The sequence below is a fragment of the Bradyrhizobium yuanmingense genome, from assembly GCF_025200905.1.
GTDB classification, from domain to species: domain Bacteria; phylum Pseudomonadota; class Alphaproteobacteria; order Rhizobiales; family Xanthobacteraceae; genus Bradyrhizobium; species Bradyrhizobium yuanmingense.
Genome location: NZ_CP104173.1, coordinates 2,605,919 through 2,627,511 on the forward strand (window position 1 = coordinate 2,605,919; position 21,593 = coordinate 2,627,511).

Consider the following 21,593-nt stretch of genomic DNA (forward strand, 5'->3'; position numbering starts at 1 on the left):
GGCGATGAGCAGATTGTTGCGAACCGGGCTGAATGCGGGCGAGGCCGCGCCGATGGCCGTGGTCGGCGGCGAGGGCGTCTACTTTCATCTTGCGGATGGCCGCAAGCTGATCGACGGCAGCAATACCGGCGGCGGTCTCGGCCATCGCCATCCTGCAATGGTGGAGGCGATCCGCCGCGCGGCCGATACGCCCGTCGTCAACGAAGGCTGGACCTGGGTCGGCCGCGAGCAGGCCGCCGACGATCTGATGGCTATCGCCTTCATGGGCGAAGAGGACTGGGTCGGCGCGGTGCGCTTCTGCATCAGCGGCAGCGAGGCCAATGACATGGCGCTGTCGCTCTGCCAGGCGCTGACGCAGCGCTCGGCGCTGGCAACGCGCGAGCGCGCCTATCACGGCATCACCGGGCTGTCGCGCAGCATGACGGTGCAGCCGCAATGGCACGGTGGCCTTGCGGTGCACGCCGGCGGCTCGAAACTACCGGCACCGATGGCGCCGGTGCGGATCCTGCCGGCGCCGGATGGGGCGATCTATGGCGCGCCGGCCATCAACACCCCGCCCAGCGAATATCTCGCGGACGCCCCGCGCCTGCTCTCGGACACGGCGGCGACGATCATCGACTATACGCAAGGCGGCATCTATTACGACGGGGCCTATCAGGACGAGGTCGCGCGCTGCGCGCGGCAGGCCGGCTCTTACTGGATCGCGGACGAGGTCGTCACCGGCGCGGGCCGCGCTGGGCGCTGGTTCGCGTTCCAGGGCGCGCAGAGCCGGCCCGATATCGTGACGCTCGGAAAGTCGCTCGGCGGCGGCGCGGCGGCCGTTGCCGCTGTCGTGGTGTCCAAAGACATCGTCGAGCGGCTGAAGGGCACGAGCTGGCAGAACTACGGCACGCTGCGTGGCCATCCGATCAGCATGGCGGCCGTCAGCGCCTATCTGAAGGTCGTCAGTGAGGACAGGATTCTGGACCACGTGCAGAATCTGGAGAAGCTGTTCACCCGCCGCCTCCTCGCAATAGCGCAAAAGCACCCCAGCGTGCAGCGCGTGGCCGGGCAGGGGCTGCACTGGACGGTGGAGCTGCATGGCCCGGATTGGCGCAGCTGGCACGCCGACACCACCGAGGTGCCGATCGCCTCGCGCGTCGCGGAGCGCGCGCTGGAAGCCGGCGCCGTGATCGGCACCAGCGGCGAGCAGACCTCGCTCTTCCTGGCGCCGCCACTGGTGATTTCCGAGTGGGAGGCTAACCAGCTTCTGGACGCGCTCGACCACGGTCTTGATATCGCCGACGAGGAGCGCGGGTGAATCACACAAAGTCCCTGAGGTCACCGGCCTGGCCGGCGGACGAGCCCTGGCATCTCGCGATGCCGGAGGGGACGCTCTACGACGCGCTGGCGCGCGCTGCAGGTGAACGGCCAACGCATCCGGCCACAATGTTCTACGGGGCGAGCCTGAGCTACGCCGAGCTGCGCGACCGGGTCGATGCCATGGCCGGCTTTCTGCAAGGCGTTTGCGGCGTGAAGCGCGGCGACCGCGTCATGATCGCGCTGCAGAATTCGCCGCAATATGTCGTCGCTTATTACGCGACGATGCGGGCGGACGCCGTGATCGTGCCGGTCAATCCCATGAACAAGACCGCCGAGATCGCGCATCTCGCCGCGGACAGCGGCGCCAGGGTTGCAATCATCGGCAGCGAGCTAAGCGATGTGTTTGCACCGCTGGTGGGCGAGGCGATTACGCATGCGATTGTCGCGCAGTACCGCGACGAAGTTCCAGCCGCGACGCCCTACACACTGCCATCATGCGTGACCGAGGGGCCGTTGGAGCCGCCGTCATCGCCGGGCTGGTATTCGTGGTCGCCCGCGATAGTGCAGGGCCTGCAGCCGGGTGCGATGGAGGCGGGGCCGGCGGATCTGATGATCCTGCCCTATACCTCAGGGACAACAGGCAAGCCCAAGGCGTGCATGCACACCCATCGCAGCGCGCTGTTCACCGCCGTCTTGCAAGCGCGCTGGTATGGGCTCAATGGCAGCGACGTGATGACCGGCTTCATGCCGCTGTTCCATGTCGCGGGCATGCAGGGCTCGATGAATGCCGCCATCGTCGCCGCCGCCACGCTGGTGCTGATGGCGCGCTGGGACAAGGATCTGCTGCCGGATTTGTTCGAGACCTATGGCGTCACATTCTGGAACGCCGCCCCGACCATGATCGTGGATGTGCTCGCCAGCGCCGGCTTCCGCGACAAATGTTTTGCGAAGCTCAAGGTGCTGACTGGTGGCGGCGCGGCGATGCCGACAGTCGTCGCGCAACGGCTGAAGGGGCGGTTTGGGCTCGATTTCGTCGAGGGCTACGGCATGACCGAGACGATGTCTCCGACGCACCTCAATCCGATGGCGGCGCCGAAGCGGCAGTGCCTCGGCATCGCCGTGCACGAGACCGACGCCCGGGTGATCGATCCCGAGAGCCTGATCGAGCTCGACGACAACGTGGTCGGCGAGATCATCGTGCACGGGCCGCAGGTGCTGCAGGGTTACTGGAACAGGCCAGAGGCGGATTCCGAGGCCTTCATCGAACGCGACGGCAAGCGGTTCCTGCGCACGGGCGATCTCGGCTATCGCGATGCCGACGGCTATTTCTTCGCCGTCGACCGCCTCAAGCGCATGATCAATGTCAGCGGCTTCAAGGTGTGGCCGGCCGAGGTCGAGGCGGCGATGTACCAGAACCGCGCCATCCGGGAATGCTGCATCATTTCCGCGCCGGACGGCTATCGCGGTGAGACCGTCAAGGCGCTGGTGGTGCTCGATGAGGCCGCGCGCGCGACGACGTCGGAGGGCGACATCGTCGGCTGGGCACGCTGCGCGATGGCGAGTTACAAGGCGCCGCGCGCCGTCGTCTTCGTCGAGTCCCTGCCGCGCACCGCCAGCAACAAGATCAACTGGCGGCTGTTGCAGGATGCCGAATGGGGGCGGACGGCATGAAAGCTGCTTGGCTGGAAAAACAGCGCGAGGCTGCGATATGCTGCGTGCGCCACGTCCCTGAAGCTGCGATCCCCAGCCTCGCCAAGAAACTCAAGAAATCAGGAACTCGCTGATGCGCATCGTCAATGTCGCCGCCGCCCAGATGGGCCCGATTCAGAAAGCCGACAGCCGCGAGGCCGTGGTCAAGCGCATGATCGCGCTGATGGACGAAGCCAAGAGCAAGGGTGCCGACCTGATCGTCTATCCCGAGCTGGCGCTGACGACGTTCTTCCCGCGCTGGTACGTCGAGGACCGCGCCGAGTTCGACATCTGGTTCGAGCGCGAAATGCCGAACGCGGCGACCAGGCCGCTGTTCGAGCGTGCGGCCCAGCACGGAATGGCGATGAATTTCGGCTATGCCGAGCTGACGCCCGATGGCCACCACTTCAACACCGCGATCCTGACCGACAAAACCGGCAGGATCGTCGGCAAATACCGCAAGGTGCATCTGCCTGGCCATGTGGAATACGACAGCAAGCGCTCGCACCAGCACCTGGAGAAGCGTTATTTCGAGCCGGGCGATCTCGGCTTCAAGGTCTGGCGCGAGCTCGGCGGCATCATCGGCATGGCGATCTGCAACGATCGCCGCTGGCCCGAGACCTATCGCGTCATGGGCCTGCAGGGCGTCGAGATGGTGCTGATCGGCTACAACACGCCGTCCGTAAATGCCGAGAAGAGCGAGGAGGGCGTCGAGAAGCGCCTGTTCCACAATCGCCTCTCGGTGCAGGCCGGCGCCTATCAGAACGCGACCTGGGTGGTCGCAGTCGCCAAGGCCGGCGTCGAGGACGGTCATCCCCTGTTCGGCGGCAGCCTGATCGTCGATCCCAATGGCGAGATCGTTGCCGAGGCCAAGACGGATGACGACGAGGTGCTGGTCCATGCCTGCGACCTCGATGCGACGGCGTTCGGCAAGACCACCATCTTCGATTTCGCCCGGCATCGCCGCATCGAGCATTACGGCCTGATCACCAGCCAGACCGGCGCGGTGCCGCCGCCGGAGACGTGACGCCGATGGCCGACAAAGGCATTTCCTTGCGTGAGCTCGATCCGCGCGATCGCTACAAGCTGCTGTGCGGCGTGGTGGTGCCGCGGCCGATCGCGCTGGTGACCACGCTGGATGAGAACGGCACGGTGAATGCCGCCCCCTTCAGCTTCTTCAACGTGTTCTCCGAAAGTCCCGCGCTGATCGTGCTCGGCCTGCAGCACAAGCCGGATCACTCGCCGAAGGACACCACCCGCAACATCCATCGCGACGGCGAGTTCGTGGTGCACATGGTGGACGAGGCGCTGTCGGTCGCAATGAACGACTGCGCGGTCGATTTCCCCTCCGGAGACAGCGAGGTCGCCGCGACGGGCCTGGCGACGCTTCCCTCCGTCGACGTGAAGGTGCCGCGTCTCGCCGCGGCGCCCTTTGCGCTGGAATGCCGGCGCCATGTCGTGATGACCTTCTCGCCCGATCGCGAGCTCCTGGTCGCCGAGGTCTTGCGGGTTCACGCCCGCGAGGGGCTAGTCGACACCGCCAACATGTATGTCGATCTCGACGCTTACCGGCCGATTGGCCGCATGTTCGGCAATCTCTACACCACGCAGCGGGATACGTTTGCCCTTGTCCGCGAGAGCCATGCGCAATGGCTCGCGCGCCAGGACACCAACGAGCTGAAGGACGCCTAGTGAGCCGAGAACTGCACCGTACCCAGCGCCATGGTAACGGCCGCCTGCGTCGGGTCGATCACGGGAATGCGCAGCGCGTCTTCCAGCGCGCGGCGATGGCGCGCCATGCCGGCGCAGCCCATCACGACGGCGCGGGCACCGTCCTCGTCGCGCAGCGCGCGGCCGACCTCGATCATCTTGGCGAGCGTACCTTCGCCCGAAGCGGTTTCGGCGACGCTCATGTTCAGCGGCCGCTCGCCGGAAAAGCGGTCGGTCAGGCCCATCTGCCTGAGATAGCGCATGTGACGCGGGATCGAACGCTGGGCGATCGCGATGACGCCAAAAGTCTCCGCGCGGGAAAGCGCCGTCAGCACGCCGCACTCGGCGATGCCGAACACGGGCCGGTCGGTGCCTTCGCGGCAAACCTGCAGCCCGGGATCGCTGTAGCAGGCGATGACGAAGGCGGCCGAGCTGTTGTCGCTTTCGATCAGCTTTCGCAGTGGGATCGCAACGCTGTCTGCGTCCGCCTGGCTTTCAATGCCGAACGGACCTTCGGCCAGCGTCTGGCAGACCACTTCCGGCCCGCCCTCGAAATCGAGCGGCTTCAACGCGTCCTCCAGCCCCTGCGTGACCTTGTGGTTGGAGTTCGGGTTGATGACGAGAATGCGTGGCCGGGACATGATGGACTTCCTGCGAGATCTAGCGAACGTGCCTTGAGCCTATCACGGAGTGCCTCATGACTGAACCCGCTTACGACCTGATCATCCGCGGCGGCCGCGTCGCCACCACGACCGACGTCTTCGAGGCCGACGTCGCCATCTCCGGCGAGACCATTGCGGCCATCGGCCGCGGGCTTCCGCCCGCAAAGCGCGAGATCGACGCGCGCGGCAAGCTGGTGCTGCCCGGCGGCGTCGACAGCCATGCGCATATCGAGCAGCTGTCGGCCGCCGGCATCATGAACGCCGATACGTTCGAGAGCGCCACCGTCTCCGCCGCGTTCGGCGGCACCACCACGGTGATCCCGTTCGCGGCCCAGCATGTCGGCATGAAGCTGCCTGAGGTCGTCGCGGACTATCACGCCCTGGCTAAGAAGGGTGCGGTGATCGACTACGCCTTTCATATGATCATTGCGGACGCGACCAAGGAGACGGTCGAGGAGCACATTCCCGCGCTGGTGAAGCAGGGCCATGCCTCGATCAAGATCTTCATGACCTATGACCGCCTCAAGGTCGACGACGAGCCGCTGCTCGACATCCTGCTCGCGGCGCGCCAGTCCGGCGCGATGCTGTGCGCCCATGCGGAGAACCACGGCATCATCGCCTGGATGGTGAAGCGGCTGCTCGCACGTGGCTACACCATGCCGAAATACCACGCCGTCAGCCACGCCCGCATATCGGAGGCGGAAGCCTTCACCCGGCTGATCGGCATGGCGGCGCTGATCGACCAGCCGATCATGATCTTCCATGTCTCGACAGCCGAAGGCGCCAAGGTGATCCGCGACTCGCGCGGGCAGGGGCTCAAGGTCTTTGCCGAGACCTGCCCGCAATACCTGTTCTTGACCGCCGCTGATCTCGATAAGCCCGGCGCCGAGGGGGCGAAGTGGATGTGCAGCCCGCCGCCGCGCACGCATGCCGACCAGGAGGCGCTGTGGCAGGCGCTCTCGCTCGGCGATCTCCAGACCATCTCGTCGGACCACGCGCCGTATCGCTATGACGAGACCGGCAAGCTGCGCGCCGGCCCCAATCCCAACTTCAAGCAGGTCGCCAACGGCCTGCCGGGCCTGGAGCTGCGGCTGCCGCTGTTGTTCGACGCGATGGTGTCGAAGGGCCGGCTGGGCCTGGAGAAATTTGTCGAGCTGACCGCAACGGCGCCTGCAAAGATCTACAACCTGCACCCGCGCAAGGGCTCGATCGCCGTCGGCGCCGACGCCGATATCGCGATCTGGGATCCCAACCGCGAGGTCACCATCGCCGACGAGATGATGCACGACCTTGCCGGCTACACGCCGTTCGCGGGTCGCAAGCTGAAGGGCTGGCCGGTGTCGGTGCTTTCGCGCGGCCGCGTGATCATCGAGGGCGACAAGTGCCTCGCGAGCGCCGGCAGCGGAAAATTCCTGGCGCGCAGCGGCGGCGAGGCGGCCAGGCCGACCGGCCGGCTCGTCGCCGACATGGATCCCGAACGGAATTTTGGGGCAGAGCTGCTGTGATGGTGGATCGCGTGCGATGAGGATCGTCATCTTCGGCGGCACCGGCTTTGTCGGCCTCAATCTCGCCGAGGTGCTGCTCGCGCGCGGGCATGAGGTGACGCTGTATGATCGTAAGCAACTGCCGGCTGGAGCGGAGCGATCCTTTGCCGACTACCGGGAGCGGCTCACGATTATTCAGGGCGAGATCTCGGACGTCGAGAGGATCGAAACGCTTGTAAAGCAGGGCTTTGACGCGATTGTCCTTGGCGCTGCCATAACTGCCGGGGATCAGCTCGAGCGGTCCACGACCTCGAGCATTCTCGAGATCAATGTGATGGCTCAGTTCCCGATTCTGAGCGCTGCGATCCGCCGCGGTGTTCGGCGTGTGATCAATCTGTCGTCAGCATCTGCCTATGGAGCCGCGGGGCAACGCTATCCGATATTGGACGAGCAGACGCCGTGCGATCCCGTCTCCTTCTACGCCATCAGCAAATTCACGTCAGAGAGATCCGTGGCGCGGCTTGCCGAGTTGTGGGGAGGCGATTTTCTGAGTGTGCGCTTAAGCGCAGTGTTCGGTCCGTGGGAACGCATCGGGAAGGTGCGCGATACGCCAAGCCTCCAGTTTCAGATTCTAGCCGCATTCGCTCGCAGCGAGCCGGCGCTGCTGCCGGCGCCAGGCATCAAGGATTGGACCTACGCGCTGGACGCTGCCGAGGCCGTGGCTGTGCTGATCGAAGCCGAGCGGCCGCGCCACCGGCTCTACAATATCTCCAGCGGCGCGGCCTGGTCGGCGCTGCAATGGGGCGAGGCTTTTGCGGCCCTGCATCCCGGGCTGGAGTGTCGGCTGGCGGAGCCGGGCGAGAAGACCTTCATCAAGCTTCATGGGGGCGATCGCGCGCCGCTCTCAGTAACGCGAATGGCCGACGAATTCGGTTGGCGCGCGCGGTTCGGCTGTGCGGAGTCAGCTGCCGCGATGAGCGCCTGGTGGATGCAGCACAGGGAGGGGATCTGACATGCGGCTGCAGGGGCGCACGGCCATCATCACCGGCGCGGGCTCGGGCATCGGCCGCGCCAGCGCAAAACTGTTCGCGGAGGAGGGCGCGCGCCTCGCTTTGGTCGATCGTGACGCCGCGGGCCTCGAGGAAACGCTGAGCCTTATCGGCGAAGCGACGACGCATATCGGCGACGTCGGCGATGGCGCATTCGCCGAAACCGTCGTCGGCGACGTCGTGGCCCGGCATGGCCGGCTCGATATCCTCATGACGGCGGCTGGCTTCTCCTGTGGTGGCACGGTGCTGACGACGAGCCTGGACGACTGGGACGCGGTGTTCCGCGCCAATGTCGGCGGCACCTGGCTGTGGGCGCGGGCTGCGGTGCCGCAGATGCAGCGGCAGAACAGCGGCTCGATCATCACGCTGGCCTCGCAGCTCGCCATTGCCGGCGGCAAGGGCAACAGCGCCTATATCGCCGCCAAGGGCGCGATCGTCAGCCTGACGCGGACCATGGCGGTCGACTTCGCCACCGACGGCATCCGCGTCAACGCGATCGCGCCCGGCGCGATCGACACGCCGATGCTTCGCCGCAGCTTTGCCCGTCACGCCAATTCCGAGCAAGTGCGCGAGGCCTCGCGCAACCGCCACGCCATGAAGCGCTTCGGCGTGCCTGAGGAAATCGCGCAGACCGCACTGCATCTCGCCAGCGATGCCTCGTCGTTCACGACCGGCACCGTGATGGTGGTTGACGGAGGCTGGCTCGCCGCATGAGTGAGGCGCTGGCCCAGCTCGAAGCCGACATTCGCGCCGATCTCGCGATGATCGCGCATCCCGGCGCGGCGTGGCTCGAACCGAAAGCGGGGCCGGACGGCAAGCCGGCGCTGGATGTTCTCATCGTCGGCGCCGGCCAGTCCGGCATCGCCATCGGCTTCGGCCTGCTGCGCTCGCGCGTCAGCAACATCCTGCTGATCGACAAGGCCGAAGAGGGCAAGGAGGGCCCGTGGCTCACCTACGCCCGGATGCCGACGCTCCGCAGCCCGAAGGACTACACCGGGCCCGACCTCGACATCCCCGGCCTGACGTACCAGTCCTGGCACGAGGCCCGCTTCGGCAAGGCGAGCTGGCAGGAGCTCGGCCTGATCGCGCGCGAGCATTGGGCGGAGTATCTGCTCTGGCTGCGGCGCGCGGTCGGCTTGCCGGTGCGCAACGCTTGCGAGCTCAAGGAGATCGCGCCGGCGGCTGACGGCCTGCTCGCTGCGCGCGTGAAACGGGCAGCAGAGGTCGAAACGCTCTATGCCCGCAAAATCGTGCTGGCGACAGGGCAGGAGGGCATGGGCGGTTGGATGATTCCGGAGCAGCTGGTGCATCTGCCGGCGAGCTCTGTTGCAACCGTGGCCGACGACATCGATTTCGAAAGCCTGCGCGGCAAGCGCGTCGCCGTGATCGGTGCCGGCGCCTCCGCTTTCGACAATGCCGCGACTGCGCTGGAGGCCGGTGCCGCTGAAGTGCACCTGCTGTGCCGCCGTGCGCAGATCCAGGTGATCCAGCCCTATCGCTGGCTGACCTTTCGTGGCTTCCTGCGTCATCTCAGCGATCTCGACGATGCCTGGCGCTGGCGCTTCATGCGCAAGATCCTCGAGATGCGGGAAGGATTTCCGCAGCCGACCTATGACCGCTGCGCGCGTCACGCCAACTTCACACTGCACGAGGGCGCGCCGGTCGAAGCCGCGCGCAAGACCGATAACGGCGTTGAACTCCAGACGCCGCGCGGCGCCATCACCGCCGATGTCGTCATCTGCGGCACCGGCATCGACATGGACTTTGCCGGCCGCGGCGAGCTCGCCCAATGTGCCGGCAACATCGCGACCTGGGCCGACCGCTACCAGCCGCCGGAAGACGAACGCAACGAACGGCTCGGCCGCTTTCCCTATCTCGCCGACGACTATGCCTTCACCGAGCGCGAGCCGGGAATGACGCCGTGGATCGCCGACATCCATCTGTTCGCCATCGCCTCGACCATGAGCTTCGGTCCGTCGGGATCGTCGATCAATGCGATGACGACCGCCGTTCCAAAGCTGGTCCACGGCCTGACGCGCGGCCTGTTTCGCGCCGATGTCGAACGGCACTGGGATTCGCTCAGCGCCTATGACGTGCCGCAGGCCGTGGTGACGCGTCATGCGCGAGAAATGGGGGAATCGCTGTGATCACCCATGCGCCGTCGCGACCTCGCGTCCCTCGAAATGTCCGATCGGACTGGCGCGCAACTTGCTTCCTTCTGAACCTGCCTTGCTGGCGTTCTCGTTCGAAATTCAGGGAAAAACCAATGCGTTTTGTGTCTTTCAGACTGGCGACCTCAGTTCTCGCCACCACTGCGCTGCTGCTCATCGCCACTGCGCCGTCGCAAGCGCAAACCAGGGCAGAGACCTTGCGCTACGTCACCGGCGCCTCCGTCAACACGCTCGATCCCAACATCCCCGGCTCGACCCGCGAATCCTTCGCGTTGAGCATGAGCACCTATGACCGGCTGGTGGCATTCGGCCGCAAGCAGCTCAACGGCAAATGGGTGTTCGACCTCGACACGATCACCGGCGAGCTCGCCGAATCCTATGACGTCAGTCCCGACGGACTGAAGATCACCTTCCGCCTGCGCAAGGATGCAAAGTTCCAGGACGGCTCGCCTGTTACGGCCGAGGATGTCAAGTGGTCGCTCGACCGCTGCGTCACCGCGCCGATCCTCGGCAAGGCGCAGCTGCTGACGGGCTCGCTGACGTCGGCCGATCAGTTCAAGGTGATCGATCCCCTCACCATCGAGGTGACGCTTCCCAAACCCGACAAGCTTGCGCTGCCTAATCTTGCCACCGTGTACCCGATGATCATCAACTCGAAAGTGGCGAAAGAGCACGCGACGGCTGACGATCCCTGGGCCACGGCCTGGCTGAAGGAGCACACCGCCGGCAGCGGCGCCTATGCGGTCGAGAGCTTCAAGCCGGGCGAGCAGGTGATCATCAAGCGCAACGAGGCCTGGAACCGGGGATCGCCCGGCAAGCCGGCGTACTTCAAGCGCGTCATCGTGCAATCGGTGCCGGAGCCGGCGACCCGCGCCAACCTCGTCGAGCGCGGCGATGCCGATCTCGTGCTCGACCTGCAGGCCAGCGACGTGCAGTCGCTGGAGGCCAAGGGCAAGCTCAAGGTAATCTCGACGCCGCAATACAATGCGGTCACCTACGTCTCGATGAACAACCAGATCCCGCCCTTCGACAACGTCAATGTCCGCCGCGCCATCGCTTCCGCGCTGCCCTATGAGGACATGTTCAAGGCGGCCCTGTTCGGCCGCGGCGCGCCGCTGTTCGGCGCGACCTGGCCGGACGGCAAGCCGGCGAACGGCATCTATCCGTTCCAACAGCCGGTGAAGATGGATCTCGACAAGGCCAGGGAATACCTCAAGGCTGCAGGTCTGCCCGAAGGCTTCTCGACCACCTTCAGCTTCAATGTCGGCCAGGCCTCGACGGCCGAGCCGATGGCCGCCCTCGTCAAGGAGTCTCTTGGCAAGATCGGCATCAAGGTCGACATCCAGAAGCTGCCGGACGCGCAGATGTCGACGCAGATCAACGAGAAGAAGCTGCCGTTCTTCACCGAAGGCATCGTCGCCTGGCTGCCGTCGACCGACTATTTCTACCGCAACTTCTACACCGGCACTCAGCGCTGGAATTACTCTTCGATCAACAATCCGGACCTTGCCGCGATTGCGCAGGAGGCCCGCTTCGAGCCGGATAAGGCCAAGTACGAGGAAGCCGGCCGCAAGCTCAACGCGATGCATGTCGACCTGATGCCGCAGATCATGCTGTGGCAGCCCAATCAGGACGCGGTGATGGCGCCGTCGATCGAAGGCTACACCTATGAGTTCCACCGCCAGGTGGATTATCGCGATGTCAGCCGCAAGTGACATCCGCGGCCAGCAGGGACGCTGAATGGTGACGACCGGTCTTGGTGCAACGATGGTGCGGGCGGGCAGGCGGCTCTTGTCGTCGCTGCCGGCACTGTTCGGTGTGCTGGTCTTCACCTTCCTGTTGATGCGCGTCCTGCCCGGCGACCCCGCGGTGTTCTTCGCCTCGGGGCCCAATGCCGGCAAGGAGGAGATCGAGCAGATCCGCAAGCAGATGGGGCTCGACAAATCCGTGCCGGAGCAGCTCGTGTTCTATCTCTCCGACATCGGCCACGGCAATCTCGGCCGCTCGATGATGACGGGACAGCCGGTGCTGAAGGACCTGCGCGAGCGATTGCCGGCCTCGCTCGAGCTCACCTTCACCGCACTGTTGATCGCGCTCATCGCGGCGGTGCCGCTTGGGGTGCTGGCGGCGCTGCGGCCGGGATCAATCATCGATCACGGCGTGCGGCTGTTCTGCGCACTCGGCGTCTGCGTGCCGACCTTCGTCTCGGGCCTGCTCTTGATCTATGTCTTCTATTATCTGTTCGGGCTGGCCCCTGATCCGACCGGGCGCATCGACGTCTTCACCTCGCTGCCGCCGCAGCGCACCGGCTTCCTCTCGATCGATTTCCTGCTCGCCGGCGACGTCGAGGGCTGGTGGGCGGCCTGCAGGCAGTTGATCCTGCCGGCGGTGAGCATGGCGCTGTTCGTGATCGCGCCGCTGGCGCGGATCACGCGGGCCTCGATGCTGGTCTCGCTCGGCAGCGATTTCGTGCGCACTGCGCGCTCGGTCGGATTGTCCTGGCGCAAGGTGGTCGTCACCTATGCGCTCCGCAATGCGATCCTGCCCGTCATCACCATCGCCGGCATCGTGTTCTCGACCATGCTGGGCGCCAACGTGCTGGTGGAGAAAGTGTTCTCCTGGCCGGGCGTGGCCTCTTATGCGCTCGACGCGTTGCTGTCCTCCGACTATGCGCCGGTGCAGGGTTTCGTGCTGCTGATGGCCAGCCTGTTCGTGCTGGTCAATCTCGTCGTGGACATCTGCTACGGCATCGCCGATCCCAGGGTGTCGATCGAATGACCAGCGCCACACTTCGCCATTCGGTCTGGATCCTGCGCGGCAATCCGCTCACGGCGGTGGCCGCGGCCGGGGTGACGCTGTTCGTCCTGGTCGCGATCTTCGGACCGTGGATCGTGCCCTACGATCCCGTGGCCTCGAACGTGTCGGAGGCCCTGCTGCCACCGAGTGCGGCGCACATTGCCGGTACGGACCAGCTCGGCCGCGACGTGTTCAGCCGTCTCATCATCGCTGCACGGCTCGACCTTGCCATCGCAGTCTCCGCGGTCGGAATCTCCTTCGTGATCGGGGCCGTGGTCGGCGCGTTCTGCGGCTATGCCGGCGGACGGCTTGATCGCGCCGTCGGCCGCTTCGTCGACGTGATGATGGCGTTTCCGCTGTTCGTGCTAGCGATGGCGATGGTCGCCGCGCTCGGCAACCGGATCGAGAACATCGTGATCGCGACCGCGATCATCAATCTTCCGTTCTACATCCGCTTCGCGCGCGCCGAGGTCAACGTCCGCCGCAATGTCGGCTGGGTCGAGGCTGCGCGCGCCTGCGGCGAGAGCCATTTCTCGGTGGTGCTGCGCTTCCTGCTGCCGAACATCCTGCCGGCGATGGCGGTGCAGATCTCGCTCAATCTCGGCTGGGCCATTCTCAATGCCGCCGGCCTGTCGTTCATCGGTCTCGGCGTCAAGCCGCCGACGCCGGAATGGGGCATCATGGTCGCGGAAGGCGCGCGCTTCATCTCCACCGGACGCTGGTGGCTGGTGGCCTTTCCCGGCCTCGCACTGATGCTGGCCGTGCTGTGCTTCAACCTCCTCGGCGACGGCATGCGGGACATTCTCGATCCCCGGATGCGCACATGAGCGAGGACCTGCTCAGGATCGACGACCTCCACGTCGCGTTCTCGACGCGGCGGGGCATGGTCGAGGCCGTGCGCGGCGTCACGCTCACCGTCAAGGCCGGCGAGATGCTCGGCCTCGTCGGCGAGAGCGGCTCGGGCAAGTCGGTCACCGGCTTTGCGACGACGCGGCTGCTCGATGCAGCCGGCCGCGTCACCGGCGGCAAGATTCTGTTCCGCGGGCAGGACGTCACCAAGCTCCGCGGCGATGATCTGCGACAGCTGCAGGGCGCGGCGATGTCGATGATCTTCCAGAATCCGCGGGCGGCGCTCAACCCGATCCGCGCGATCGGCCTGCAGATCGCGGACACGATCCTCACCCACAAGCGTATCTCGAAAGAGGCCGCGCGTGCCGAGGCGCTGGACCTGCTGCGCGCCGTTCAGATCCGCGATCCCGAGGCGCGGATGAACGCCTATCCGCACGAGCTCTCCGGCGGCATGTGCCAGCGCGTCATGATCGCGATCGCGATCTCCTGCAATCCTGCACTGCTCATCGCGGACGAGCCGACCACCGGCCTCGACGTCACCACGCAGAAGGTGGTGATGGATCTGCTGGCAGACATTGCCGCCGCGCGAGGCATGGCCACGATCCTGATCACGCACGACCTCGGCCTTGCGGCGCGCTATTGCCGCCGCATCGCCGTGATGGAGCGCGGCCGCATCGTCGAGGAGGCGAGCCCCGGCATTCTCTTCAGTGCGCCGCAGCACGCCTATACGAGGCGCCTGGTTGCGGCGTCGCCGACGGCGACGTCACGGATCGAAGATCTCGTGACGGAGGAGGACAGAGAGCGTTACGCCAACGTCGTCACCAGGCCCAGGCAGGAGCGAGCGCACGGCACGCCGCCGCTCCTGGAAGTGCGCAAGCTCGCCAAGCGTTTCGATCAGGGCTCTGCTGCGGTTGCCGACTTCTCGATGACGATGGCGGGCGGCGAGAGTGTCGGGCTGGTTGGCGAGTCCGGCTCGGGCAAGAGCACGACCTCGCGCATGATCTGCCGCCTGATCGATCCGAGCGAGGGCGACATCGTGTTCGACGGGCAGTCGATCGGGCACGTGGCGGCGCGCGATTTCCACCGCTCGCCGTTGCGCAAAGACATCCAGATGGTCTTTCAGGACCCGAACGAAAGCCTCAACCCGCGCTTCACGGCGTTCGATTGCATTGCCCATCCCTTGATGCGGCTCGACGGCATGCGCGCGGGCGAAGGCTTGCGCAAACGGGTGGAAGAATGCGCCGAGCGAGTCGGGCTGCCGCTCGATCTGTTGCCGCGGTTTCCGCATCAGCTCTCCGGCGGGCAGAAGGCCCGCGTCGGCATTGCCCGCGCCATCGCCTGCCGGCCGCGGCTGCTGGTGCTGGACGAGCCGACCGCCGCACTCGACGTCTCGGTGCAGGCGGTTGTGCTGCAACTGCTCGATCGCCTCAGGCGCGAGAACGACATTGCGCTGCTGTTCGTCAGCCACGATCTCAACGTCGTGCGCATGCTGTGCGACCGCACCATCGTGCTGCGCAACGGCGGCATCGTGGAGCAGGGCGAGAGCCGGGCGCTGTTTGACAATCCAAAGACCGACTACACGCGCAAACTGGTCGAGGCGATCCCGCATATCGAGACCGGGCCGACGCTGGCGGCCGCTCTGTGAACCCCGAACTCGTATTCCTGGGCCGCCAAATGGCGAGATCCCGCTGGCGAAGCCGCATTTAGTGGCATACCATTTGCTTGCAAATGGGTTCGGTTTCACTTGCCCTTTGCCAATGAATAGCTGGCATCACGGCATCTCTGGGAGGACTTCATGGATCGCAGGACGGTATTGAAGGGACTGGCTGGCGCGGGCAGTCTGGCGTTGACGGGTGGCCTGTCGGCCCCGGCGATCGCCCAGGGTGCGGCGGCGCGCACCCTGCGATTCGTGCCCCAGGCCAATCTCGCCAATTTCGACCCGATCTGGGGCACGCAATATGTCGTGCGCAATGCCGCCGCGATGGTCTGGGACACGCTCTACGGCATCGATTCCTCGTTCCGGCCGCAGCGGCAGATGGTCGAGTCCGAGGAAGTGACCGACGACGGCACCACCTGGACGTTCAAGCTGCGGCCCGGCCTCAAATTCCACGATGGCGAGCCGGTGCTCAGCAAGGACGTCGTGGCAAGCCTGACGCGCTGGTCGGCGCGCGATCCGATGGGCCTGATGATCAAGGCGCTCCAGCAGGAGCTCACGGCCGTCGACGACCGCACCTTCAAATGGGTGCTGAAGCAGCCCTTCCCGAAATTGCTCTATGCGCTCGGCAAGAACAATTCGCCTTGCAGCTTCATCATGCCGGAGCGCATCGCGCAGACCGATCCGTTCAAGCAGATTTCCGAATATATCGGCTCCGGTCCGCTGAAGTTCGCCAAGAGCGAGTGGGTCCCCGGTGCGAAGGCCGTGTTCGAGAAATTCGCCGACTATTCACCGCGGCAGGAGAAGGCGTCCTGGCTTGCTGGCGGCAAGCAGGTGATGGTCGACCGCGTCGAGTGGGTGATCATGCCGGATCCGGCAACCGCGGCGGCCGCGTTGCAGAACGGTGAGATCGACTGGTGGGAGAACCCGATCGCGGATCTCGTTCCGGTTCTGAAGAAGAACAAGAATATCAGCGTCGATATCGGCGATCCCCTCGGCAATATCGGCTCGTTCCGCATGAACTTCCTGTATCCGCCGTTCAACGACGTCAAGGCGCGGCGTGCGGTGCTGATGGCGCTCAGCCAGGAAGACTACATGCGCGCGATCGTCGGCGACGACAATTCGCTGTGGAAGCCGCTGCCCGGCTTCTTCACGCCGGATACGCCGCTCTACACCGAAGTGGGCGGCGAGATCCTGAAGGGCAAGCGCGATCTGGACGCCGCCAAGAAGCTGCTCGCCGAGAGCGGCTATTCCGGCCAGCCGGTGACCTGCCTCGTCGCGCAGGACCAACCGATCACCAAGGCAATGGGCGACGTCACCGCCGACCTTCTCAAGAAGCTCGGCATGAATGTCGATTTCGTCGCAACCGATTGGGGCACCGTCGGCTCCCGCCGCGCACAGAAGACGCCTCCGGGACAGGGCGGCTGGAACATGTTCCACACCTGGCACGCCGGCGCGGATTGCGTCAATCCGGCTCCCTACACCGCCATCCGTGCTAACGGCGACAAGGCCTGGTTCGGCTGGCCCACCAGCGCGGCCACCGAAAAGGAGGTCGCCTCGTGGTTCGAGGCCAAGAACGTCGACGAGGAGAAGGCCGCCATGGGCCGCCTCAACAAGGCGGCGATCGATGACGTCGTCTACGCGCCCACGGGCTTCTTCCTGAGCTACACCGCGTGGCGCAAGAACGTCTCCGGCGTTGCCAAGGGACCGCTGCCGTTCTTTTGGGGCGTGTCGAAGTCCGCATGATCGTGCGCTGAGGCCAGATGCTCTCCTACATCCTCCGTCGCATCGTCGCGACCTTGCCAGTCATGGCCATCGTCGCGCTGTTCGTGTTCAGCCTGCTCTACATCGCGCCCGGCGATCCGGCCGTGGTGATCGCGGGCGATCAGGCAAGCCCGGAGGATGTGGAGCGCATCCGCCAGAGCCTCGGGCTGGACCGGCCCTTCCTGGTCCAGTTCGGAGGCTGGGTCTGGCGCATCCTGCACGGCGATCTCGGCACCTCGATCTTCACCAACCTGCCGGTCTCGGCGATGATCGGGCAGCGTCTCGGACCGACGCTGTCGCTGATGATCGTCACACTGCTGCTGACGATCGTGGTGGCGGTGCCGCTCGGCGTGGTGGCGGCATGGAAGGCCGGCAGCCTGATCGATCGCGTCATCATGGGCTTTGCCGTGTTCGGATTCTCGCTGCCCGTCTTCGTGGTCGGCTACATGCTTGCCTACATCTTCGCGCTGGAGCTGGAATGGCTGCCGGTGCAGGGCTACACGCCGCTCAGCTCCGGCTTCTGGCCGTGGCTTGAGAATCTCATCCTGCCGGCGATCGCGCTCGGCTGCGTCTATATCGCGCTGGTCGCCCGCATCACGCGGGCAGCCATGCTCGAAGTGCTGCAGCAGGACTATATCCGCACGGCCAAGGCCAAGGGCCTCGGGCAGGGCGGCATCCTGTTCATTCACGCGCTGAAGAACGCGGCGGTGCCGATCGTCACCGTGATCGGGATCGGCATCGCGCTCCTGATCGGCGGCGCGGTCGTGACCGAGAGCGTGTTCGCGATTCCCGGCCTCGGCCGCCTCACCATCGATGCCATCCTGCGCCGTGACTATCCGGTGATTCAGGGCATCGTGCTGCTGTTCAGCTTCGTCTACGTCCTCGTCAATCTGATGATCGACGTCGTCTACACGCTCGTTGACCCGAGGATCCGCTATTGACCGACACCACCGTTAATCCGCATTCGCTTCCGGCCGGCCTCGTCCTTGCACCGCAGCTGCCCGAGATCCTGCGGCCGGTCAGGATACGGCGCGGCTTCGTCGGCCTCCTGCGCGGCCATCCGACGGTCGCGATCGGCGGCGCGCTGCTGCTGATGCTGGTGCTGATCGCGATCTTTGCGCCATACCTCGGCACGGTCGATCCGACGGCGCTTGCGCCCGCCAAGCGCACCCGCGCGCCGTCGGCCGATTTCTGGTTCGGCACCGACGTGCTCGGCCGCGACATCTATTCGCGCGTGCTGTTCGGCGCGCGCGTCTCGCTCACGGTCGGCTTGTCGGTCGCGATCTGCGCCTCGGCGATCGGCCTTGCCATCGGCATGGTCTCCGGCTTCATCCGCTGGGCCGACGGCATCCTGATGCGGTTCATGGACGGGCTGATGTCGATCCCGCCGATCCTGCTGGCGATCGCGCTCATGGCCCTGACGCGCGGCAGCGTCGGCAACGTCATCCTGGCGATCACCATCGCCGAGATTCCGCGCGTCTCGCGCCTCGTCCGCAGCGTCGTGCTGTCCTTGCGCGAGCAGCCCTATGTGGACGCGGCCGTGGCCTGCGGCACGCGCACGCCGATGATCATCCTGCGCCACATCCTGCCCAACACGGTTGCGCCGATGCTGGTCCAGGCAACTTACATCTGCGCCAGCGCCATGATCACGGAGGCGATCCTGTCCTTCATCGGCGCCGGCACGCCGCCGACCATCCCGTCCTGGGGCAACATCATGGCCGAGGGCCGCGCGCTCTGGCAGGTGAAGCCCTACATCGTGTTCTTCCCGGCGGCGTTCCTGTCCGTCACCGTGCTCGCCGTGAATCTGCTCGGCGACGGCCTTCGCGATGCGCTGGACCCGCGCATGGCCAAAAGCCTGTGATGTTGTCTGTGTTGGATCGAGGCTGATTGCGATGGCTTTGCTCGAAGTCGAGAACCTCCAGACCCATTTCCGCACGCCCGGCGGCATCAACCGCGCGGTCGACGGGGTATCCTTCCATATCAACGAGGGTGAGACGCTCGCCATCGTCGGCGAGTCCGGTTGCGGCAAGTCGGTGACATCGATGTCCTTGATGCGGCTGATTCCGGAGCCGCCGGGCCGGATCGCAGGCAGCATCCGCTTCGCGGGCAGGGATCTGCTGAAACTGTCCGATCGCGAGATGCGCGCGATCCGCGGCAACGACATCTCGATGATCTTTCAGGAACCGATGACGAGCCTGAACCCGGTGCTCACCGTCGGCCGCCAGATCCGCGAGACCTTGATGATCCATCAAGGCCTCGACAAGCAGGCGGCGGAGGCGCATGCGGTGGAGATGCTGACACTGGTCGGCATTCCCGAGCCGAAACGGCGCGTCGGCGAATATCCGCATCAGCTGTCCGGCGGCATGCGCCAGCGCGTGATGATCGCGGTCGCGCTGGCCTGCAATCCCAAGCTTCTCATTGCGGACGAGCCGACGACCGCGCTCGACGTGACGATCCAGGCGCAGATCCTTAAGCTGATGTTGGACCTGAAGCGCCGGGTCGGCGCCGCCATCATCCTGATCACCCACGATCTCGGCGTCGTCGCCGAGATCGCCGAGCGTGTCATGGTGATGTATGCCGGCCGCAAGGTCGAGGAGGCGCCGGTGGCCGAGCTGTTCCGTTCCCCGCGCCATCCCTATACGCAGGGCCTGTTAGGCGCGGTGCCGAAGCTCGGCTCTTCGCTTGCGGGCACCGCGACGCGGCTCGCCGAGATTCCCGGGCAGGTGCCTGATCTGCGCAAGCCGATCACGGGCTGCGTCTTTGCCGGGCGCTGTGCGCTCGCGACCGATCTGTGCCGCCAGTATGCGCCGGGGCTGGAAGAGAAGGGCCCCCGCCACATCGCTGCGTGCCATTACGCCGCCAAGGGAGCGATCGCGGCATGAGTGTTCCGCTGCTCCAGGTCAACGACCTCAAGAAGCACTTTCCGATCAACAAGGGCCTCTTCGGACGGCAAACCGAATTCGTCTACGCGGTGGACGGCGTCTCCTTCGAGATCGCGCGCGGCGAGACGCTGTCCCTGGTCGGCGAGTCCGGCTGCGGAAAATCGACGGTCGGCCGCGCCATCCTGCGACTGTTCGAGATCACCTCGGGCCAGGTCATCCTCGATGGCCAGAGGATCGACGACGCAGCACCTGGCACGATGCGCCAGATGCGCCGCCGCGTGCAGGTCGTGTTCCAGGACCCGTTCTCCAGCCTCAATCCGCGCATGCGTGTGCGCGACATTCTCGCCGAGCCGATCCGCAATTTCGGCCTCGCCAAGTCCGCAGAGGATCTCGAGGTCCGTGTCACATCACTGATGGACACGGTGCGCCTGCCGCGCGAGGCGCTGAACCGCAGGCCGCACGAATTCTCCGGCGGCCAGCGTCAGCGCATTGGCATTGCGCGGGCGCTGGCTGCCGAGCCCGAGCTGATCGTCTGCGACGAGGCGGTCTCCGCGCTGGACGTTTCGGTAAAGGCGCAGATCGTCAATCTCTTGCAGGACCTGCAGCGCGAGTTCGGGCTCGCGCTGCTCTTCATCAGCCACGATCTTGCCATCGTCGAGCACATGACCCATCGCGTCGCCGTGATGTATCTCGGCAAGATCGTCGAGGTGGCTCCGCGCCGCGAGATCTTTGCCGCGCCGAGGCATCCCTACACCAAGGCGCTGCTTTCGGCCGTGCCGCTGCCGGAGCCCGGAGCCCAGCGCAATCCCATCATCCTCAAGGGCGACGTGCCGAGCCCGATCAATCCGCCGAAGGGATGCCGCTTTCACACCCGTTGCCCGTTCGTGTTCGATCGTTGCCGGACCGAGGAGCCGACGCTGCGCGCGACGGGACCCGAGCAGTGGGTGGCGTGTCACCTGGAAGAGGCTGCGCCGGCAGTCAGCGGTTAAGGACCTGACTCCAGTCCGCGTCGCACACCGCGCCGACGCTGGGCAGGTGCCTGGATGGCGGGCGCAACTGACATCGGGTGATGATTACATTATGCCCCTGTTTTGCCCGACGAGTCAAAATCCACCGCCGATCCGGGTCGGCATTGGCCTCGGATGCGAGGTCGCGCGGTGCATCGGAAATTCGTAAGCGAAAACAAGCCCCGTTCTACTGTGCATGGGGTTGTTTTCGCACTTTGTCGTGGCGGACCCTCAACCCTGCCGGCGCAGGAAGCCGGTGATCGTCACCTTGTCCCAGATGCCGGCCGCGGCAAACGGATCGGCGCGATTGAAGGCCTCGACCTCGCTACGGCTAGGGGCCTCGATCAGGAACAGGCTGCCGATCATGGTCTGGCCGTCGTCGGAGACGAGCGGACCGGACATCACGATCTTGACGCCGAAGCGCGAGGTGTCGCTGAGGAAAGCCTTGTGGGCATCGTAATTGGCGAGCCGGGTCGGCAACGCGCCGGTGCGGTCGAGGGCGTGAATGGCGAACAGCATGCTGTCTCCGTTTCTTGGCTTCATTCTTGGGACGGCCGCGGGCTGCGGCCGTCCG

The 21,593-nt window shown here is 65.6% G+C and carries 19 protein-coding genes; 17 read left to right on the plus strand and 2 right to left on the minus strand.

The window, feature by feature from the left end:
- Positions 1-4 precede the first annotated feature (4 nt).
- The 4 genes from N2605_RS12135 (at position 5) to N2605_RS12150 (ending at position 4,683) form a co-directional block, all read left to right on the plus strand.
- Complete coding sequence (locus tag N2605_RS12135; protein WP_260346656.1) at positions 5-1,300, plus strand: aminotransferase class III-fold pyridoxal phosphate-dependent enzyme; 1,296 nt, start codon at positions 5-7, stop codon at positions 1,298-1,300.
- On the plus strand, positions 1,297-2,973 hold the full coding sequence (locus N2605_RS12140) for a long-chain-fatty-acid--CoA ligase (RefSeq protein ID WP_260346658.1): 1,677 nt from the start codon (positions 1,297-1,299) through the stop codon (positions 2,971-2,973). The genes N2605_RS12135 and N2605_RS12140 overlap by 4 nt, the downstream gene beginning before the upstream one ends.
- A gap of 112 nt (positions 2,974-3,085) precedes the next feature.
- Positions 3,086-4,018, plus strand: coding sequence for an N-carbamoyl-D-amino-acid hydrolase (locus N2605_RS12145; protein ID WP_260346659.1), 933 nt, complete (start codon positions 3,086-3,088; stop codon positions 4,016-4,018).
- 5 nt (positions 4,019-4,023) lie between these two features.
- Positions 4,024-4,683 (plus strand): flavin reductase family protein, encoded by a 660-nt coding sequence (locus tag N2605_RS12150; RefSeq protein ID WP_260346661.1) that lies wholly within the window; start codon positions 4,024-4,026, stop codon positions 4,681-4,683.
- On the opposite strand, the gene N2605_RS12155 is transcribed toward N2605_RS12150, so the two are convergent.
- Positions 4,680-5,342: an aspartate/glutamate racemase family protein gene (locus N2605_RS12155; RefSeq protein ID WP_260346662.1), complete on the minus strand. Its 663-nt coding sequence runs from the start codon at positions 5,340-5,342 to the stop codon at positions 4,680-4,682. The two genes, N2605_RS12150 and N2605_RS12155, sit on opposite strands and share 4 nt — an antisense overlap.
- Before the next feature lie 56 nt (positions 5,343-5,398).
- Here N2605_RS12155 and hydA point away from each other — a divergent pair, with 56 nt between their 5' ends.
- The 13 genes from hydA to N2605_RS12220 all read left to right on the plus strand — a co-directional run bounded on the left by hydA (position 5,399) and on the right by N2605_RS12220 (position 21,001).
- Positions 5,399-6,868 carry a dihydropyrimidinase gene (hydA, locus tag N2605_RS12160; RefSeq protein ID WP_260346664.1) on the plus strand — a complete coding sequence of 490 codons (1,470 nt, stop codon included), beginning with the start codon at positions 5,399-5,401 and terminating at the stop codon, positions 6,866-6,868.
- A gap of 16 nt (positions 6,869-6,884) precedes the next feature.
- Positions 6,885-7,859 carry an NAD-dependent epimerase/dehydratase family protein gene (locus tag N2605_RS12165; protein WP_260346666.1) on the plus strand — a complete coding sequence of 325 codons (975 nt, stop codon included), beginning with the start codon at positions 6,885-6,887 and terminating at the stop codon, positions 7,857-7,859.
- A gap of 1 nt (position 7,860) precedes the next feature.
- The gene (locus N2605_RS12170) at positions 7,861-8,610 is read left to right on the plus strand and encodes an SDR family oxidoreductase (RefSeq protein ID WP_225186235.1); all 750 of its coding nucleotides are present in this window, start codon (positions 7,861-7,863) and stop codon (positions 8,608-8,610) included.
- On the plus strand, positions 8,607-10,043 hold the full coding sequence (locus N2605_RS12175; RefSeq protein ID WP_260346668.1) for an NAD(P)-binding domain-containing protein: 1,437 nt from the start codon (positions 8,607-8,609) through the stop codon (positions 10,041-10,043). The genes N2605_RS12170 and N2605_RS12175 overlap by 4 nt, the downstream gene beginning before the upstream one ends.
- A 119-nt stretch (positions 10,044-10,162) precedes the next feature.
- Entirely contained in the window at positions 10,163-11,782 is a 1,620-nt protein-coding gene (locus tag N2605_RS12180; protein WP_036023574.1) for an ABC transporter substrate-binding protein, read from the plus strand.
- A gap of 28 nt (positions 11,783-11,810) precedes the next feature.
- Positions 11,811-12,845 (plus strand): ABC transporter permease, encoded by a 1,035-nt coding sequence (locus N2605_RS12185; protein ID WP_036005288.1) that lies wholly within the window; start codon positions 11,811-11,813, stop codon positions 12,843-12,845.
- Positions 12,842-13,690 (plus strand): ABC transporter permease, encoded by an 849-nt coding sequence (locus N2605_RS12190; protein ID WP_036005271.1) that lies wholly within the window; start codon positions 12,842-12,844, stop codon positions 13,688-13,690. The genes N2605_RS12185 and N2605_RS12190 overlap by 4 nt, the downstream gene beginning before the upstream one ends.
- The gene (gene nikE, locus N2605_RS12195) at positions 13,687-15,357 is read left to right on the plus strand and encodes a nickel ABC transporter ATP-binding protein NikE (protein ID WP_260346670.1); all 1,671 of its coding nucleotides are present in this window, start codon (positions 13,687-13,689) and stop codon (positions 15,355-15,357) included. The genes N2605_RS12190 and nikE overlap by 4 nt, the downstream gene beginning before the upstream one ends.
- A 150-nt stretch (positions 15,358-15,507) precedes the next feature.
- Positions 15,508-17,112, plus strand: coding sequence for an ABC transporter substrate-binding protein (locus tag N2605_RS12200; protein ID WP_109145850.1), 1,605 nt, complete (start codon positions 15,508-15,510; stop codon positions 17,110-17,112).
- 17 nt (positions 17,113-17,129) lie between these two features.
- Positions 17,130-18,071 carry an ABC transporter permease gene (locus N2605_RS12205; RefSeq protein WP_225128937.1) on the plus strand — a complete coding sequence of 314 codons (942 nt, stop codon included), beginning with the start codon at positions 17,130-17,132 and terminating at the stop codon, positions 18,069-18,071.
- Positions 18,068-18,991, plus strand: coding sequence for an ABC transporter permease (locus N2605_RS12210; RefSeq protein WP_036034858.1), 924 nt, complete (start codon positions 18,068-18,070; stop codon positions 18,989-18,991). Before N2605_RS12205 ends, N2605_RS12210 begins: the two co-directional genes overlap by 4 nt.
- 31 nt (positions 18,992-19,022) lie before the next feature.
- Entirely contained in the window at positions 19,023-20,012 is a 990-nt protein-coding gene (locus N2605_RS12215; RefSeq protein ID WP_225186231.1) for an ABC transporter ATP-binding protein, read from the plus strand.
- On the plus strand, positions 20,009-21,001 hold the full coding sequence (locus N2605_RS12220) for an ABC transporter ATP-binding protein (RefSeq protein WP_225155690.1): 993 nt from the start codon (positions 20,009-20,011) through the stop codon (positions 20,999-21,001). Before N2605_RS12215 ends, N2605_RS12220 begins: the two co-directional genes overlap by 4 nt.
- 249 nt (positions 21,002-21,250) lie before the next feature.
- Here N2605_RS12220 and N2605_RS12225 read toward each other — a convergent pair whose 3' ends face one another.
- Positions 21,251-21,538, minus strand: coding sequence for a YciI family protein (locus tag N2605_RS12225; protein WP_036005205.1), 288 nt, complete (start codon positions 21,536-21,538; stop codon positions 21,251-21,253).
- Positions 21,539-21,593: the final 55 nt, after the last annotated feature.

Coding starts and splice junctions, on each gene's coding strand:
- N2605_RS12220 (WP_225155690.1), top strand. CDS start 20,009: ATGAGTGTTCCGCTGCTCCAGGTCAACGACCTCAAGAAGCACTTTCCG.
- N2605_RS12225 (WP_036005205.1), bottom strand. CDS start 21,538: ATGCTGTTCGCCATTCACGCCCTCGACCGCACCGGCGCGTTGCCGACC.
- N2605_RS12165 (WP_260346666.1), top strand. CDS start 6,885: ATGAGGATCGTCATCTTCGGCGGCACCGGCTTTGTCGGCCTCAATCTC.
- N2605_RS12205 (WP_225128937.1), top strand. CDS start 17,130: ATGCTCTCCTACATCCTCCGTCGCATCGTCGCGACCTTGCCAGTCATG.
- N2605_RS12135 (WP_260346656.1), top strand. CDS start 5: ATGAGCAGATTGTTGCGAACCGGGCTGAATGCGGGCGAGGCCGCGCCG.
- N2605_RS12190 (WP_036005271.1), top strand. CDS start 12,842: ATGACCAGCGCCACACTTCGCCATTCGGTCTGGATCCTGCGCGGCAAT.
- N2605_RS12170 (WP_225186235.1), top strand. CDS start 7,861: ATGCGGCTGCAGGGGCGCACGGCCATCATCACCGGCGCGGGCTCGGGC.
- N2605_RS12215 (WP_225186231.1), top strand. CDS start 19,023: ATGGCTTTGCTCGAAGTCGAGAACCTCCAGACCCATTTCCGCACGCCC.
- N2605_RS12155 (WP_260346662.1), bottom strand. CDS start 5,342: ATGTCCCGGCCACGCATTCTCGTCATCAACCCGAACTCCAACCACAAG.
- nikE (WP_260346670.1), top strand. CDS start 13,687: ATGAGCGAGGACCTGCTCAGGATCGACGACCTCCACGTCGCGTTCTCG.
- N2605_RS12180 (WP_036023574.1), top strand. CDS start 10,163: ATGCGTTTTGTGTCTTTCAGACTGGCGACCTCAGTTCTCGCCACCACT.
- N2605_RS12150 (WP_260346661.1), top strand. CDS start 4,024: ATGGCCGACAAAGGCATTTCCTTGCGTGAGCTCGATCCGCGCGATCGC.
- hydA (WP_260346664.1), top strand. CDS start 5,399: ATGACTGAACCCGCTTACGACCTGATCATCCGCGGCGGCCGCGTCGCC.
- N2605_RS12200 (WP_109145850.1), top strand. CDS start 15,508: ATGGATCGCAGGACGGTATTGAAGGGACTGGCTGGCGCGGGCAGTCTG.
- N2605_RS12175 (WP_260346668.1), top strand. CDS start 8,607: ATGAGTGAGGCGCTGGCCCAGCTCGAAGCCGACATTCGCGCCGATCTC.
- N2605_RS12145 (WP_260346659.1), top strand. CDS start 3,086: ATGCGCATCGTCAATGTCGCCGCCGCCCAGATGGGCCCGATTCAGAAA.